Origin of the sequence: Sphingobacterium psychroaquaticum, assembly GCF_004421025.1 — a bacterium.
Lineage (GTDB): Bacteria > Bacteroidota > Bacteroidia > Sphingobacteriales > Sphingobacteriaceae > Sphingobacterium > Sphingobacterium psychroaquaticum.
On record NZ_CP038029.1, the window covers coordinates 44653 to 60273 of the forward strand.

The 15621-nt window shown below is 40.1% G+C and carries 14 protein-coding genes; 1 reads left to right on the forward strand and 13 read right to left on the reverse strand.

All coding sequences use genetic code 11. The annotated features are described in order from the left end of the window. Positions 1 to 17: 17 nt before the first annotated feature. From gldD to polA, 10 genes are all read right to left on the reverse strand, one after another. Positions 18 to 599, reverse strand: a complete 582-nt coding sequence (gene gldD, locus E2P86_RS00220) for a gliding motility lipoprotein GldD (protein ID WP_449448550.1) — start codon at positions 597 to 599, stop codon at positions 18 to 20. Continuing rightward, positions 595 to 1344, reverse strand: coding sequence for a shikimate dehydrogenase family protein (locus E2P86_RS00225; protein WP_134429957.1), 750 nt, complete (start codon positions 1342 to 1344; stop codon positions 595 to 597). Before E2P86_RS00225 ends, gldD begins: the two co-directional genes overlap by 5 nt. Then, positions 1345 to 2754 carry a tetratricopeptide repeat protein gene (locus E2P86_RS00230; RefSeq protein ID WP_085473972.1) on the reverse strand — a complete coding sequence of 470 codons (1410 nt, stop codon included), beginning with the start codon at positions 2752 to 2754 and terminating at the stop codon, positions 1345 to 1347. It lies immediately after the preceding gene. Positions 2755 to 2965: 211 nt separating this feature from the next. After that, the gene (locus E2P86_RS00235; RefSeq protein WP_085474196.1) at positions 2966 to 4354 is read right to left on the reverse strand and encodes an OmpA family protein; all 1389 of its coding nucleotides are present in this window, start codon (positions 4352 to 4354) and stop codon (positions 2966 to 2968) included. A 249-nt stretch (positions 4355 to 4603) separates the two neighbouring features. Then, positions 4604 to 5617, reverse strand: a complete 1014-nt coding sequence (locus tag E2P86_RS00240) for an inorganic phosphate transporter (protein WP_085473973.1) — start codon at positions 5615 to 5617, stop codon at positions 4604 to 4606. A 28-nt stretch (positions 5618 to 5645) separates the two neighbouring features. Continuing rightward, complete coding sequence (locus tag E2P86_RS00245) at positions 5646 to 6293, reverse strand: DUF47 domain-containing protein (protein WP_085473974.1); 648 nt, start codon at positions 6291 to 6293, stop codon at positions 5646 to 5648. 82 nt (positions 6294 to 6375) lie between these two features. Beyond that, on the reverse strand, positions 6376 to 7410 hold the full coding sequence (locus E2P86_RS00250) for a sensor histidine kinase (protein WP_085473975.1): 1035 nt from the start codon (positions 7408 to 7410) through the stop codon (positions 6376 to 6378). Between the two features lie 79 nt (positions 7411 to 7489). Beyond that, positions 7490 to 8143: a phosphatidylserine decarboxylase family protein gene (locus E2P86_RS00255; RefSeq protein ID WP_085473976.1), complete on the reverse strand. Its 654-nt coding sequence runs from the start codon at positions 8141 to 8143 to the stop codon at positions 7490 to 7492. An 81-nt stretch (positions 8144 to 8224) separates the two neighbouring features. After that, a complete protein-coding gene (locus E2P86_RS00260) occupies positions 8225 to 9343 on the reverse strand; it encodes a toxin-antitoxin system YwqK family antitoxin (protein ID WP_085473977.1) in 1119 nt (372 codons plus the stop codon). 7 nt (positions 9344 to 9350) lie between these two features. Then, the gene (polA, locus tag E2P86_RS00265) at positions 9351 to 12146 is read right to left on the reverse strand and encodes a DNA polymerase I (RefSeq protein WP_085474197.1); all 2796 of its coding nucleotides are present in this window, start codon (positions 12144 to 12146) and stop codon (positions 9351 to 9353) included. A gap of 120 nt (positions 12147 to 12266) precedes the next feature. Between polA and E2P86_RS00270 the strand changes: the two genes are divergently transcribed. Then, positions 12267 to 13274 (forward strand): acyltransferase, encoded by a 1008-nt coding sequence (locus E2P86_RS00270; RefSeq protein WP_134429960.1) that lies wholly within the window; start codon positions 12267 to 12269, stop codon positions 13272 to 13274. Here the strand turns inward: E2P86_RS00270 and E2P86_RS00275 are convergent. The 3 genes from E2P86_RS00275 to E2P86_RS00285 form a co-directional block, all read right to left on the reverse strand. Next, positions 13264 to 14463, reverse strand: coding sequence for an MFS transporter (locus E2P86_RS00275; RefSeq protein WP_134429963.1), 1200 nt, complete (start codon positions 14461 to 14463; stop codon positions 13264 to 13266). The two genes, E2P86_RS00270 and E2P86_RS00275, sit on opposite strands and share 11 nt — an antisense overlap. Before the next feature lie 88 nt (positions 14464 to 14551). Continuing rightward, complete coding sequence (locus E2P86_RS00280) at positions 14552 to 15013, reverse strand: copper resistance protein NlpE (protein WP_134429966.1); 462 nt, start codon at positions 15011 to 15013, stop codon at positions 14552 to 14554. Between the two features lie 172 nt (positions 15014 to 15185). After that, entirely contained in the window at positions 15186 to 15560 is a 375-nt protein-coding gene (locus tag E2P86_RS00285) for a DUF3127 domain-containing protein (RefSeq protein WP_134429968.1), read from the reverse strand. Positions 15561 to 15621 lie beyond the last annotated feature (61 nt).

Genomic DNA, 15621 nt, shown 5'->3' on the forward strand with positions numbered 1-15621 from the left:
TTCACGTACCTCGACGCTTACTTCCATGTAATGGTATTTACCATGCGCTCTATATCCGCTTGTATAAATTCGAGCACGGGAGCAATGGAGTCCATATTAGGTTTCTCATTGAAGTAAAGAGCCGCGCGGAGATAATGCGTTGTGCTATCAGATACAAAAAACTGTAAGTTTGAAGCCGTATTACCTTTAATGTAGTACGTTAAGCCATATACTGCATCTTCAGGCCGATTGATCCTACGTTGGTCAATAGCGGATGCTTTGGCGGTATGTTTAAAAGCAAAGGTGCGTGCATCTTCTGTTAAGGCACTAAATGGTGCCTGTGGTGAGATCTTAAAGTAGCTGATGTGTAAACGCGCATTATAAGCGGGGAAGTCGAGGTTTTTCCAGCACGGTTGTGCGCCAGCAGAACGGTCATCACGCAGGACACTGTAGGACGGAATGTCCATAGTAAAAGGACAGCCTGTTTTAGCCTCTTGATAGGTTTTCTCGGGAAAGCTGATTCGAAAGAAGCCTCTAGGTTTCGGACTATAGTCTGATGTATTGGTGCAGCTTATAATCGTTCCCAAAATTATGACGAAGAAAATAATAGAGGTTTTAATCTTTTGCATTCCAGATCTCCCAATTACGCTCCGCCTGTAGTAGTAACATTTCGTATCCATTTTTTATCATCGCTCCATTTTCTTTGCCACGACGTAAGAATAATGTTTCTTCAGGATTGTAGATTAAATCATACAATAGATGTTGTTTACCAATAAACTCATAGGGAATATCAGGCGCTTCATCTATATTCGGAAACGTGCCTAAAGGCGAACAGTTTATAATTATTGGATGAGAATCCATAATCTCCTTATTAAGTTCAGAATAGGTAATATCTCCATTTGTATGGGATCTACTTACTATTTTATAAGATATTCCAAGCTTTTTCAAGCTGTAAAAGACAGCTTTTGCCGCACCACCGTTTCCAAGCACGAGTGCTCGTGTGTGGTGCAGGGCCAATAGGGGGCGAATTGAATTTTCAAAGCCGTATGCATCGGTGTTATATCCTTTTAGGCGAACGGCCCCATCATTGTACTTTATTGTAATGCAGTTTACTGCATCCATTTCTTGCGCCTCTTCAGAGAGCTCATTTAGAAATGAAACAACGGACTGCTTATATGGAATGGTAACATTAAAACCATAAAAGGAGCTGTCGTTTGCGAAAAGATCAGGGAAGTTACCAATATCAACGATAGGGTATAAATCGTAGTCTATGTCTTTGATATGTTCTTTCGCAAACTTTTCGGTATAATATTTTTTAGAGAAGGAATGCCCTAAAGGATATCCTATCAAACCCAATTTTTTCATTTATTTTTCTTCTGTATATTTTTTGATAATATCCACGATCACCTGGTTTCCTTGTAATTGTGGTAAATAGTCAAACAAGATATAGAATTTTTCGGGGTTTGTTGCCAATCCAAGTTCTAGAAAGTTCAGCGCGTCGTTATATTGTCCATTCGCAAACAGATAAGCGACAATTCTGTAATAGAGTTCCGAAGCCTCCGGATTGGTTCGGATAGCGTCTGCCATAACATCAATCGCCTCTGTATATTTTTTTTGCTCAAAATATATGGATGAATAATCCAACCAAGCTTCAATATCAGTAGGATTTAATTCTACGACTTTTTGATATGCTTTTTCAGACTCTTCAAACTGATTTAGTTTATAGCGCGCATCAGCAATAGCAAACCAATAGTCGGGGTTTGTATCATCTAAATCCAGCGCTTTTTTATAGAAGTGTAAAGACTCGAAAAAACGATCCTCGAAGTCCAGTGTAACCCCAATCCCAAACCAGCCGTCTGCTAAATTTGGATCTAATTTTACGGCCTTTCTGTAATGTGCGCGAGCATCGTCCATCTGTTCCAGCTTTTCAAAACATTCGCCAATTGCACAGTAAACATCGGCCGAGGGAGTTTCATACTCAAAACTCTCTTTATAAACGTCTATTGCTTCTTTGTATTTTTGCAAGCTTACTAGGGCATTGCCCTTATTAAAGTAAGCGGGAACAAAAGACTCGTTGATTAGAATTGCATAATCATATGCGTCTATAGCTTCTTCGAATTGCTCGAGCTTGTCGTATACAATACCCAGGTTAAACCAAGCTGCATACGAGTAAGGTTCATTATCGATATAGTTTTTATAGAACGCAATAGATTCTTCGGTACGATCTAAAACTTCATAGCAAAACGATAGTGCGTTAAGGGCATCATCGTTTTCCATATTCTGTTCCAGAGATTTTTTTAAGTAGATAATTGCGGTCTCATAATCTCCTTTAAGCTGATACAACTCACTGAGTTGGTAATAAGCTTCGGGAGCATCATCTTCGAGTGCTATGGCTTGAAGAAAGAGCGATTCAGAAGCATCGAGGTCACCCGTTGCTAGGTATACTGTTCCTTTTAGGAGTAGAATGTCAACGCTATTCGGTTCGAGTATTTCTGCTTTGGACAATTCTTCTAAGGCCCGGTCATATTGTTGTATTCGGGCGAAAAGATGTGCTTTTTTTAGCAAGAAAACGGCTTCATAAGGATGCTGACTAGTCGCATAATCGGCGACTTGGAGCGCCTTGACGGGGTCGTTTTTATCGATGTAATATTCGATAATCCCTTCGAAAGCTTTGGCGTCAAAAAAATACTGATCCTGATTGCGGATCATTTCTTCGTAACGATCTACCGATAGTTTTTGTTCTTCTGGCGAACCATATTCGAATTCTTCTTCCATTACCCCTCCTTGTTATATTATTTTAGAGCAACCATGATAAGTCTACTCTAGAAGAAAATTAAAAAGAAAATGTGATACTTAGTCACAATTCTTTTCCACATGTTAACATACGACAGCACAAAGATACGTTAAAATATTGATTATAAGCAGAAAGGCCTGTTTGCAGAGCAAACAGGCCTTTCAAATCTTTATAATGTATACTTACGTATAATTATTTTTTGATTTCAACACGACGGTTTTGGATACGTCCTTCCTCAGTAGCGTTAGAAGCAACTGGGTTAGCCTCACCGTAACCATTAGCTGATACGCTTGATGCAGTTACTCCAGCGTTAACTAAGTATTGTTTTACTGCATTAGCACGGTCTTTAGAAAGGTTCAAGTTATAAGCTTCAGAACCTTCTGAAGAAGCGTAACCATCTAATTTAACAGATGATTTGTTGTCACGCAATTCTTTCGCTAATTTATCTAAAGTTGAGTATGAAGAAGTTTTCAATACTGAACTATCGAATTCGAATTGGATAGGAGAATAGTACGCACCAGTAGTAGCGTTATTTCCTTGTTGAACTTGTTGCTCAGGGAATTTGATTGGACAACCAGCACCATCTACTGCAGTACCTGCAGGTGTACCTGGACATTTGTCAAATTTATCAGAAACACCGTCACCATCAGAGTCTTTGCTTAATGCATCAACAGTTCCTTCTAAAGAAGATACACGTTGTTTTAAAGCTTCAACTTCGTTTTTCAAAGATGGATCTCTCAATTCATCGTACAATGTAGCAACTGGGTTAGCAAAAGTTAAGTTCGCTTTGTCGCGTGAACCTAAAGTGAATTCTAAACCACCGTATACATTAGAGAATTTACCTTTGTAGTCAGCTCTAGCTGGACCGTACAATAAGTTATCATCAGTGAAGTTCATCGTGTAACCTAAGTTCAAGGCAACAACTTCAGATAATTTGAATTTAACACCAACACCTACAGGGATGAAAGCTGTTAAACGGTTGTCTCTATCTCCAACTGACTCACGGTCACCGAAGATTTCTTCACCCCATTTACCTTTGTTGTTGTAAACTTCAGTACCTGTGAAATCATTGTTTAAGAATTGTACAGGGTTGTGAGCCATAACACCCAAACCTACTTTAGCGTAGAAGTTAACAGCGTTTTCTCTTCTTAAGAAGTCAACAGTACCTAATTGGAAAACTCCGTTTAAGCTACCTGCCCAGTTAACAGAAGTTTCAACAGATTTTGCGCCTAATCCATTTTCAGCAACAGGACCAGAAGTATTGTGGTTGTAAGATTTGATACGACCACGGTTACCTTCTAATTCTAAACCGAATAGGTGAGAGAATTGTTTGCGGATAGTCAAACCATAGTACTCACCAACTTTGTTTTGGAAGTAACCAACCTTTTGACCAAATGCATTTGATCCACCAACAAGTGCGTTAGGCGTAGTAATACCACCTTGAACACCGATAGACCAAGTTCTGTATTGTGATCTACCACCAAATACAGTTGGAGTTTGAGCTTGAGCAGTCTCAGCGAAACCTAAAGCGGCCACTAAAGAAGCTGCAACAGCTGTTTTTTTAATTGTAGAATAGTTCATACTCTTGTTTTTAAGGTTATTAAAATTTTTAATTGTTTTCACGTTTTACAATGTATTTAACAAAACTTAACAATAACGATGCCAAAAAGTAATTTTGGCCAGTAAGTTTATATAAACATCCAAATTTGTTGATTGCCAACAAATTTGGATGCGTAAAAGTATATATATTCTTTAAGATGACCAAATTTTTGGTCAATAATTTAACGTTTATCGTGGTAAACCTTTGTTAGTGTAGTTAAAACACCACGCTTAAAGAATGTAGTGAATTATTGCGAGAGTTAAGCCGCCTAAGACCGCACTAACAGGAATGGTCAGGATCCATGCCCATAATAAACTTATGGTTACGCCCCAACGTACGGCAGACACGCGCTTAACGACGCCGACTCCAATAATCGAGCCTGTGATAGTGTGTGTTGTGGATGCTGGAATTCCGAAGTGTTCCGTGATCCCTAATGTTACAGCACCTGCCGCTTCGGCTGCGACACCTTCTAAAGGCGTTACTTTGGTGATCTTCGTACCCATTGTTTTTACAATTTTCCATCCACCACTCATTGTTCCCGCAGCAATAGCAGCGTAACAGGATAATGGAACCCATGCAGGCATCGCCTCGAAATTAGGAATTATTTGTTCTGCAATCAAAGCAGTCGCAATAATACCCATTACTTTTTGGGCGTCGTTACCACCATGCGCAAAACTTAATGCTGCAGATGAAATGAGCTGACAGATTTTGAACCATTTCTCGGCAACGGCAGGGCGCGATTTCTTGGCGATGTTCATAATGATCAACGTAATGATGATCGCCATAAGCATACCTAGGATTGGTGCAAGAACAATAAAGGATACTGTTTTTAAAATGGCGCTTTGGTTTACAGCAGTAATAGGGTTAGCGCCCATGATCCATGCGTAGGCCATTCCTGAACCCGCAAAACCACCAATTAAGGTATGAGAAGAGCTGGACGGGATACCGTAGTACCATGTAAATAAATTCCAGGAAATTGCGGCAACTAAACCAGCAAAGATTACTTCCAGTGTAATATATTCGTCGATAACGGTTTTGGCAATGGTATTGGCCACTTTATGGTCTGTAAAGTAAAAATAAGCTGCAAAGTTGAATATTGCAGCCCATAGGACAGCCATAAATGGGGTAAGTACTTTTGTTGAGACAATGGTTGCAATAGAGTTGGCTGCATCGTGGAAACCATTGATGTAGTCAAAAGCAATTGCAAGTATTACAACAACAATTAATAATGTTGAAATTACCATGATTTTTTATGCTTTCTGAATGCTTAGATTATGCATTCTTAATTAAAATACTTTCTAATACGTTCGCCACGTCTTCACATTTATCTGTCGCATCTTCCATCGCTGAAAGTACTTCTTTGTTTTTGATAAGTGTAATTGCGTCTTTCTCGTATTCGAATAGTTCACCAACAGCTTTGTCAAAGATGTAATCGGCTTTGTTTTCAACACTATTAATGCGCACACAAGAGTCCGTGATGTTACGGATGTTTTTCAGATCTTTTAACTCATTAATGGCCGTTGCAACATGCTCAGTCGCCTCAACGATTAGATCAGTGATCTCTTTCATTGGCTGTGTAATCGTAATTACTTTGTATAGCTCGATACGGTTTGAAGCACCTTGAATAAAGTCTGCTACATCATCTAGAGAGCTTGCTAACGCGTGAATATCCTCTCTGTCGAATGGTGTAATAAAGTTCTTACCCAGCTCTAGGTGAATCTGATGTGTAATGTTGTCGCCCTTGTGTTCAAGGTCTTCTAGCTTTTTATTTATTTCGGCGCGTTTTGCTAAATCAGTGGAGTAAACTGTTTCTTGTAGCAGTTTGGCCATTTCAATAAGGTTGGCACCTGCTTGTTCAAACAAAGGGAAAAATTTCTTGTCCTTTGGAACGAAATACTGAAAAATACTATTTAAAGCCATAATTATGAATTTTGTGCAAAATTATAAATGGAATGTTAAGTTAATGTTAAGTTTACAATCTATTATGTCAGAACAAAATAATTTAATGCGCTGAGGCACGTGCCAATGTGAACCCAAACGTGGTTCCAATGCCTTCTGTGCTGCGTACATTCACATTTTGTTGATGTGCTTCCACAATGTGTTTTACTATAGATAAACCCAGTCCTGACCCACCAATATCTCGGGATCGACTCTTGTCGGTACGGAAAAAGCGCTCGAAAACACGTGGAAGATTTTTTTCTTCAATGCCGTAACCATCATCCGTTACCTCTACCAGTATCTGATCAAACAACGAAAAGGTTGAAATTGTTGTCTTCCCAGACTGTTTTCCATATTTTATAGAGTTGTCAATTAGGTTGACCAGAACCTGTTGTATTCGTTTTCGGTCTGCTTTTACAAAAAGAGGTTGAGTACTTTTTCCTTTGAATACGAGCTTTATATTGCTTTTTTCGGCCTTACTTTCTAGATCCTCAATACACTCTTTAATCAAGGCGTGGATGTCGAAGCGTTCGATAATAAGACTCACCGTGCCAGTCTCTAGTTTCGAAATCTCATCCAAGTCATGGATGAGGTAGCCTAATCGGTCAATATTTCGAGAGGCCTTATCTAAAAAATTCTTTGCTAAATCAGGGTCTTCATCTATTAAACCATCCTGGAGGGTCTCTATATAGCCCTGCGTTGCAAAAAGTGGCGTTTTAAACTCGTGAGAAATGTTAGATAAAAATTCTTTCCGAAATTGTGCTTGCTCTTGAAGGGTGTGGATTTCGGATGCTTTTTGCTTCGCCCAGTCACGAACTTCGCGCTCAGCGTCCGCGATCGGATCATCAGAGATGTGATCGCCAAGGGCGTCTTTTAAGTCTTTTCCCAGTTTCAGGTTGTGAATAAGCTTGTACACGTTCTTGATACGATTATTTACATAACGCTCAAATAGATTTTGTAATACAATGAAGCAAATCGTCGTGGAAAGAGCAAACAACAACAGCGGAATCATCAGGGTTTGGCGATGCAAAAAATCGGTAAGAGCCAAGGCAATACCTACCGTAGCTGAAATCAGGAAAGTAATGGTTCTAAAATTCATGTTTTATTCGAACGAATACCTCATTAAAAAAGGCTTCGATATCGAAGCCTAATTTACACATAGTTATGTTAATTTTTTATTAAATTCTTGCGATAATGGTTTTTCCGCCCACCACTTTATCATCAATATTTACGTCTACTTGGGTGCCGATAGGTAAAAACAAGTCAACACGGGAACCAAATTTTATAAAACCAAACTCATCCCCTTGCTTTACTTGATCATTTTCTTTTACGTACCATACAATACGGCGAGCTAAAGCGCCTGCAATCTGACGGAATAGAACTTCAACCCCAGCTTGATTTTGTACAACGACTGTCGTTCGTTCGTTATCCGTAGATGATTTTGGGTGCCAGGCAACCAAAAATTTTCCAGGGTGATATTTGAAATAGTTTACGACTCCGCTAATTGGATTACGATTTACATGGACATTGGTAGGCGACATGAAAATCGAAACCTGTAGACGTTTATCTTTGAAATACTCCGTCTCTTGGGTTTCCTCAATAACCACAACTTTTCCATCCGCAGGGCATAGAACAACGCCTTCATTTGGAATAATGTGTTTAATCGGGCTGCGAAAGAACTGAACGATTACGATAAATAGAAATGCCGAAATAGCATATAAAAACCACTTTAGATACGTTGGAGCATCGTAATAGTTTGCTACTGCGTTTATTACGAAGATAAATAAAATAACTAAAGCGAGACTGGTATACCCTTCTTTGTGAAATTTCATGATTAATATTTTTGCAAACTTATATAATTTTAGATAAAATTCATCTATTAGCGTTCGATTTACGCTGTATTGGGTTTTTATCTATTCTGCAGAAGCTTGTTTTTCTCTCTTGATGGATATGCTGTGAAAATTTAATTTGCCAGAGGTCGTTAACATCATTTTACCCGATATGGTCAATTTATCTTCGATTGGAGCTCCATTTGCATCTAATGACGGAAAATAGAAAGGGATTCTCTTCAATACCTGTTCTAAATACTGATTCAATTTACTGTCCTTTAATTCTTTTTCCACTTTTAACATCTGAGGAATTCCTTCTTTATCCAAACGTATTGTATACGTAAAATCGTCGGACTCTGCTTGTGGAGTTGGGATCGAATTGAAAGCTTCTTCGAGCTTCGCCGATAGATAGGCATTAAAACCACTGAAGTCATCAAAATTACACTGCTTATATGTAAGGGATTCAGCTATAGGGAAATACTCTGTAGGTACCCATGTAATCGGTGAGGTATAGTCATCATCAAGAAATAGATTATAAGCGGAAGTCAGGCGTCCGTTACTATCGTATGTCTCTTCGGTAAAGAGCGTTCTACGGTTTTTTTCATCCATCACATTGGTTATCCAATATCCTGTGGGAAGACCATTTTTGAGCTTTCCGCGTCGTTCATAGAAAGGATAACCGTATTCATTGTAAAAGTCGAAGGGCATCTTAAATTCATAATTGCCATTACCTTGCTCTACACGTTGGCGTCCTAATGAATCCCAAAAAGAAACGATACGATATTTTCCGTTACTATAGTTTAACGTTAACATAGGCTTACCGTCGGGGTAGTAATAGTTGGCATCACCTATTGGAAAATTATCCTTGAAGGTCATTTCCCATTTCAATTGTCCATTCGGATGGTACGCTTTAAAATTCCCTTCTTTTATTCCCTCGATATAAGTTCCGGTTAATACTAATCGACCATTTGGATCAAAATCCTTGAATTCTCCATGAAAAACATTTTTTGAAACGATAAATTGTGATAAACGCTCAATAGACTTGAAAGGACAGTTTTTATCGACTAAATAATAATGCTTATCAAAATGAAAACGAACGAGTCCATTAGATGCATTTTCAAAAAACACCTCTTTTTTAGCTTCCTGCTGCGCAGTAGCTGAAAGCGCAAAAAAAAGAAAAATATAAAAAATGTATGACTTCATGTTGTATTTAATGAGCTTCTAACCAATTACTACCTAGTCCTACTTCAACTTCGATGGGTACTTGTAGCTTGATCGCATTCTTCATGCGATCAATGATGATCGTCTTAAAACGGTCCGCTTCCTCTTGTGGAACATCAAAAACAAGTTCATCATGAACCTGCATGATCATTTTCCCTTTTAGGGAGCTATTGATAATATCGTCTTGGATATCGATCATCGCAATTTTTATTAAATCTGCTGCAGAGCCTTGAATGGGCGCATTGATCGCATTTCGTTCCGCAAAGCCACGTACCGTCATATTTGCCGAATTAATGTCTCTTAAATAACGGCGACGCTTTAAAATTGTTTCAACGTAACCCTTCTCCTTAGCCGATTCTATTGTACTTGTCATATACTGACGGATGCCGGTATATTGACTAAAATATTGGTCGATAATATCGGATGCGTCTTTTCTGGAGATTCCTAGGTTCTGTGAAAGACCGAAAGCTGATTGACCGTAGATAATTCCAAAATTCACGGCTTTCGCATTTCGACGTTGGTCAGATGTTACTTCCTCTAGCGGAACACCATAAACACGTGCGGCTGTGGCACGGTGAATATCGTGTCCTGCAGCAAAGGCTTCCAGCATATTTTTATCCTGACTAAGCTCTGCAATTAAACGCAGCTCGATCTGCGAGTAGTCGGCAGATAATAGAACATTTCCGGTAGACCGAGGAATAAACGCTTTTCGCACTTCGCGTCCTTTTTCCGTTCGAATGGGAATGTTCTGTAAGTTCGGATTTGTGGAACTTAACCTTCCTGTGGCTGCGACCGCTTGGTTATAGGATGTATGAATCAGTCCAGTTTCTTTGTTTATTAAACCTGGGAGTGCGTCAACATAGGTCGACTTTAACTTCTGTAACTGACGGAAATCAAGGATATCTTGTACAATGTCAGATTTATTGGCTAAGGCCAAAAGCACATCCTCTCCGGTTTTATATTGGCCCGTTTTTGTTTTCTTTGCTTTCGGGTCTAACTGTAATTTGTCGAAAAGAACTTCCCCCAGTTGTTTCGGTGAAGCAATATTGAATGTAACACCCGTTTTCTCATAGATGGTTTGTTCCAATCGTTTGACGTCCTCTTCTAAGCTTTTGGAGAAGACTTTTAGGGTGTCGACATCGATCTTCACACCATTTCTCTCTATATCAGCCAATACATACACGAGTGGAAATTCGACCTTTTCCGCGAGTTCCAGTGTTTGCGTTTCAATCAGTAAGGGCTTAAATATTTCGTGGAGCTGCCACGTGATATCGGCATCTTCTGCCGCATACTCCGTTACTTTGGTAATTTCAACATCACGCATGGTCAGCTGATTTTTACCGCGTGGTCCAATCAATTCTGTGATGGAGACGGGGGTATATCCTAAGTAGATTTCTGCCAGGACATCCATCCCGTGTCTTGTGTCAGGATCAATGAGGTAATGCGCGATCATGGTGTCGAACAAAGGTCCTTGAACACGCACACCATAGCGCGATAGCAATAGAATATCATATTTAATATTCTGGCCGATTTTCTCTATCGTAGCATTTTCAAGCACAGGCTTAAAGAGAGACACAATGTTTTCAGCTTCTTCACGGTCACTCGGTGTTGGTACATAATATGCTTTGCCCTTTTCCCATGAAAAAGATAAACCGACAATCTCCGCCTCTAGTGCCTCTACAGATGTCGATTCGGTATCGAAACAAAAGCTTTGAAGGGTAGCCAACTTCTCGGCCAGCTTTTGTTGATCTTCGGCCGTGTTTACCAATATATAGTTGTGCGGGGTATTGTTTATGTTTAAGCTTGGAACAACTGGAACGACGGGATCCGGGGAACTGTCGGTTGACGAGGCTGCGCTCGCAAAAAGATCCATCTGGCCCGAGGTAGGTGCGCTTGCACTTTCCACAATGTTAAAGTCATCTCCAAAGACACGTTTGCCCAGTGTTCGAAATTCCAGGTCCGCAAAGAGCGGCTCCAAGCGTTCTCGGTCTGGTTTCTCCAACTCAAGAGCTTTTTCGTCCAATTCAATGGGAACGTCCAACTGGATCGTTGCTAGTTTTTTAGAGATACGACCTTGCTCGGCGTAGTTCTCAACATTTTCTTTGAGCTTGCCTTTAAGCTGGTGTGAATTTTCGATTATACCTTCAACGGAATGATATTCTTGGATTAGTTTTTTTGCCGTTTTCTCACCAATTCCAGGAATACCAGGGATATTGTCAACAGCGTCACCCCAAAGGCCTAAAATATCAATTACTTGGGAAACCTCGGTGATTTCCCATTTTTCTAAGATCTCTGGAACACCAAGCGTTTCGGCGCCGTTACCCATACGCGCCGGTTTGTAAATAAAAATATGATCAGACACCAATTGACCAAAATCCTTGTCAGGGGTCATACAATACACATCAAACCCTTCCTTTTCCGCTTTTTTCGCAAGGGTTCCGATAATGTCATCGGCCTCATACCCGTCCATCGTTATGATAGGAATATTAAATCCTTCAATTAGTCTAAAGATATAAGGGATAGAAGCCGATAGGTCTTCTGGCATTTTTTCGCGATGCGCTTTATATTCCGGGAATTCTAGGTGACGATTCGTTGGTGCGGACGTATCAAAAACGACAGCGATATGTGTGGGCTTTTGTTTGTTTAATAGCTCCAGCAACGTATTGGTAAAACCCATGATCGCCCCAGTGTTTAAACCGTAGGAGGTTAAACGAGGAACTTTACTTAAAGCGAAATAGGCTCTATAGATGAGCGCCATTCCATCAAGGAGAAATAGTTTTTTCACTGACATGTTTTTTTATCGTCCATCACAAAGTTAATAAAATCGGTAAACCCAAGTACCATTAACCCATAATCGGCTTAAAAATTGTTTTCTTTGTTGAGGCATTTCACTATTCATCATTTTATGCAAGAGAACAGATTAGGGTATATTAGCTATTTACGGGTTTTAGCAACCTGTTGTGTGCTTATTATTCATGCTTCCACGGGTTATTTGAATGTTTTCGATCCGAAAGGTTTTGATTGGAACTACGCGAACCTTCTTCATAGCTTTACGCGGTTCAGTGTGCCTTTGTTTGTCATGATCTCAGGAGCGCTTCTTCTGCCGAAACAGGAGGCTCTTTCCTCTTTTTATCAAAAGCGCGTCACGCGGGTTCTCTGGCCCTTCTTGTTCTGGTTGGTTGTTTACCTTGTTTATTATTTTTATCGGTACACAAATTTTGAAGAGCTTCCTTTTTCTCGTGTGCTTGAAGTGTCGTTAGACAAACTCCTGCATGGTTCTAGTGCACATCTGTGGTACCTGTATATGATTATTGGACTTTATCTCACTATTCCGTTCTTGCAGCACCTCGTTCGTGCCCTTGGCGATAAAGAGATGCTTGTTTTCTTGGGGATTTGGTTTTTATCGCTTATTTTTTTGAATAAGCGGCTGGTGACGTATACACCCGATTTTGATTTGACTTTTTTTTCGGGTTATGTCGGCTACCTTATTTTAGGCTATTGGTTGTCGCGGATCTCTCGAAATAGAGGGCTGTGGTTATGGGCACTTGTCTTTGTGGCGTTAGCCGGGATCACCACATGGGGAACATTTTTGTTGAGCCAAAAAGCAGGGCGGTATGACACCTTACTTTACGGCTATCTTTTTCCGAATAATGCACTCATGGCGGTCTGTGCTTTTTTAATTTTTAAAGAAGGACTAAGCAACAGCACAGTGCCTGGTTGGGTCAAGGTAATCGATAAGTATAGTTTTGGCGTGTATTTAAGTCATATAATTATTCTTAATTATGTGCATCCCAAAATTGACCTGCCAACCCTTTGGAAGGTTCCTTTAGTTACACTCGTGACGCTCTTGTTAAGTCTATTGTTGACGTATCTGATTCGGAAGATTCCTTTTGGGAAGTATGTTAGCGGATAATCTGTTTATGTACGACCCGCTTCGCAAAAAGGAGATGGGCCATTAGCGCCAATACACCAAAAGAAAAGCCGACAAAACACACTCCTTCCCATCCAGCGGCCTCCCAGGCGAGTGCGGCGAAGTATGTTCCCAGAGAACCACCAATAAAGTAACTGACCATATACACCGTATTTAGTCGACTTGTAGCATTCGTAGGTATAGAGAAGTAATCTGCCTGGTTCATAATATGGGAACTTTGTAGACCAAGATCAATCAAGATGACACCCATGATAAGTCCGATGTATGTATACCGGCCAAAGTAGGTGAAGAGCCAACTAACGAGAAGAATAACCAAAGCTGCTTGTATCAGTTGGTTGATAGAAAATCGTTTTTGAAACCGTCCGACAAAAGCCGCAGATAGAGCGCCAACAGCACCAAAGAGACCAAAGCTGCCCACGACGGAAGCGCCAGCAAAAAATGGCGGACCTTCCAAATGAAAAACGAGTGTTGTGAAAAGTGCAGACATGGCGCCGAAGCCCATTGCGCCTCGAAAGGATGCTAACTGTAACCTGGGTTCTGTTTTTGCAAGCTGCCAAACAGATTTCATTAGCGAGCCATAAGAACCAATAAAATTTGGTTGTAAGTTCGGTAAGAAGCGATAAACAATGAACCAGGTAACGATCATTGCGATGGCGGCAATTTCAAACATGGCACGCCAACCAAAGTATTCACCTATAATACCACCGACAAAGCGAGAGAGAAGGATGCCAAGTAACAAACCAGACATGACAATACCAATATTAGCAGCTTTTTTTTCGGGGGTAGACAACTCGGCAGCAATAGGCACAAAAAGTTGCGGTATAACCGAAGTAACACCAATAAAGAAACTGGCAATAAAAAGCATCCAGATTTGTGTAGCAAAAGCCATCATAATTAAGGCTAGCACAACAAAAATCAGGTCAATCAAGATAAGTCTTTTGCGCAAGACCTTGTCTCCGAGTGGGATAATGAATAATAGACCACAAGCATAACCCAACTGTGTTAATACAGAAACCTTACTTACAGCGGCTTCCTGGACGTTGAAATCTTCAGCAATTAATGCCAGTAAAGGCTGGTTATAATAATTGTTGGCAACCACGAGTCCCGAAAGGACGGCCATAAGAAGCAACAAAGGACGGGTGATTGTGGGTTGGCTTGTCTCAATCTGCATGATTTGAAATTTGTACGAAAGTAGTGATAAAGAAAAAGACTCGCAATTAAAGCAAGTCTTTCCTCTTTATAGCGTATAGCCACTATTATTATTTCTTATGTAGCGTATATAGGTCTGCATGTTCACCTGTAATTTCTTTTCCTTCCGTATCAAGCTGGATCAGTTTGTTCTCTCCAACTTTGTACTGTGTTTTGTTCTCTTTTCCTTGCAGTTGAATGGTGGATCCGTGATTAATCCACGCAAAGTTCCCTTTTTCTTCGAATTTATTCTTCCGTTCAAGGTACTCGCTTTGGAGTACAAATGTACCGTCATTATTCAGTTGTAAAGAGGTTTTAATACCCGGACAGTCAGCGCAAGGGATCGTCGCCTCATAGGTTCCGGCCCAGTCTAATGAATTTTGAGACGTGTGTACCGTATCCACCGCGGTTGTCGATGAAGTCGTTGTATCTACTGAAGATATACTTTCCGTTGTTTCTACCTTTTGTTGCGAAGGGTTGTTACAGGCCGAGAAGGCCACTGCGGTCAAAGCAAAATAAATAAGTTTTTTCATGGTCCAAAGTTTAAGGATTCCCAGCAATTAATAGACCAAACTCAGGTGGAAGAAATAAATATGATGGAGATGATGTGATTTCGCAGAAATGAATGGGCGAAATTTTTACTTTATGTTGGCCGGTAGTTAAATAAAAAAGGGAGATGCTTTCACATCTCCCTTTATATATGACCTAGAATGGTAAATCGTCGTCGTCAGCACCTGAAGCAGAAATATCAACAGGAGGCATATCAGCATATCCAGGAGCAGGCGCTGCAGCTGCAGTACCAGCAAGCTTGGTAACGCGCCATGCAACCAAAGAGTTAAAGTAAGTGGTTACACCATCTTTGTTTGTCCAAGGTCTTCCACGTAAGTTGAAAGAAACCTCAATGTCTTCACCGACAGAAAGGTTGTCAAATATATTTACGCGATCTTGCGTTGCTTCAAAACGAATATACTCTACGAATTGCGGGTTTTCGGCAAATGCAACGATTAAATCTCTTTTTTTGAAAGATTCAGTAACCTGTTGTGTTGCACCGATTTCGTGTACTTTTCCTCTAATTTCCATATCAATACTATTAAACTGTAAAATTAAGCATTTTTTGCTAAGCAGAATAAGTAACTTTGCA

Excerpts from the sequence above, each read along its gene's own strand:
- E2P86_RS00240 (WP_085473973.1), bottom strand. The coding sequence starts at position 5,617 with ATGGTAATTTCAACATTATTAATTGTTGTTGTAATACTTGCAATTGCT.
- E2P86_RS00245 (WP_085473974.1), bottom strand. The coding sequence starts at position 6,293 with ATGGCTTTAAATAGTATTTTTCAGTATTTCGTTCCAAAGGACAAGAAA.
- E2P86_RS00235 (WP_085474196.1), bottom strand. The coding sequence starts at position 4,354 with ATGAACTATTCTACAATTAAAAAAACAGCTGTTGCAGCTTCTTTAGTG.
- E2P86_RS00230 (WP_085473972.1), bottom strand. The coding sequence starts at position 2,754 with ATGGAAGAAGAATTCGAATATGGTTCGCCAGAAGAACAAAAACTATCG.
- E2P86_RS00250 (WP_085473975.1), bottom strand. The coding sequence starts at position 7,410 with ATGAATTTTAGAACCATTACTTTCCTGATTTCAGCTACGGTAGGTATT.
- E2P86_RS00280 (WP_134429966.1), bottom strand. The coding sequence starts at position 15,013 with ATGAAAAAACTTATTTATTTTGCTTTGACCGCAGTGGCCTTCTCGGCC.
- E2P86_RS00285 (WP_134429968.1), bottom strand. The coding sequence starts at position 15,560 with ATGGAAATTAGAGGAAAAGTACACGAAATCGGTGCAACACAACAGGTT.
- E2P86_RS00260 (WP_085473977.1), bottom strand. The coding sequence starts at position 9,343 with ATGAAGTCATACATTTTTTATATTTTTCTTTTTTTTGCGCTTTCAGCT.
- E2P86_RS00275 (WP_134429963.1), bottom strand. The coding sequence starts at position 14,463 with ATGCAGATTGAGACAAGCCAACCCACAATCACCCGTCCTTTGTTGCTT.
- E2P86_RS00255 (WP_085473976.1), bottom strand. The coding sequence starts at position 8,143 with ATGAAATTTCACAAAGAAGGGTATACCAGTCTCGCTTTAGTTATTTTA.
- E2P86_RS00225 (WP_134429957.1), bottom strand. The coding sequence starts at position 1,344 with ATGAAAAAATTGGGTTTGATAGGATATCCTTTAGGGCATTCCTTCTCT.
- E2P86_RS00270 (WP_134429960.1), top strand. The coding sequence starts at position 12,267 with ATGCAAGAGAACAGATTAGGGTATATTAGCTATTTACGGGTTTTAGCA.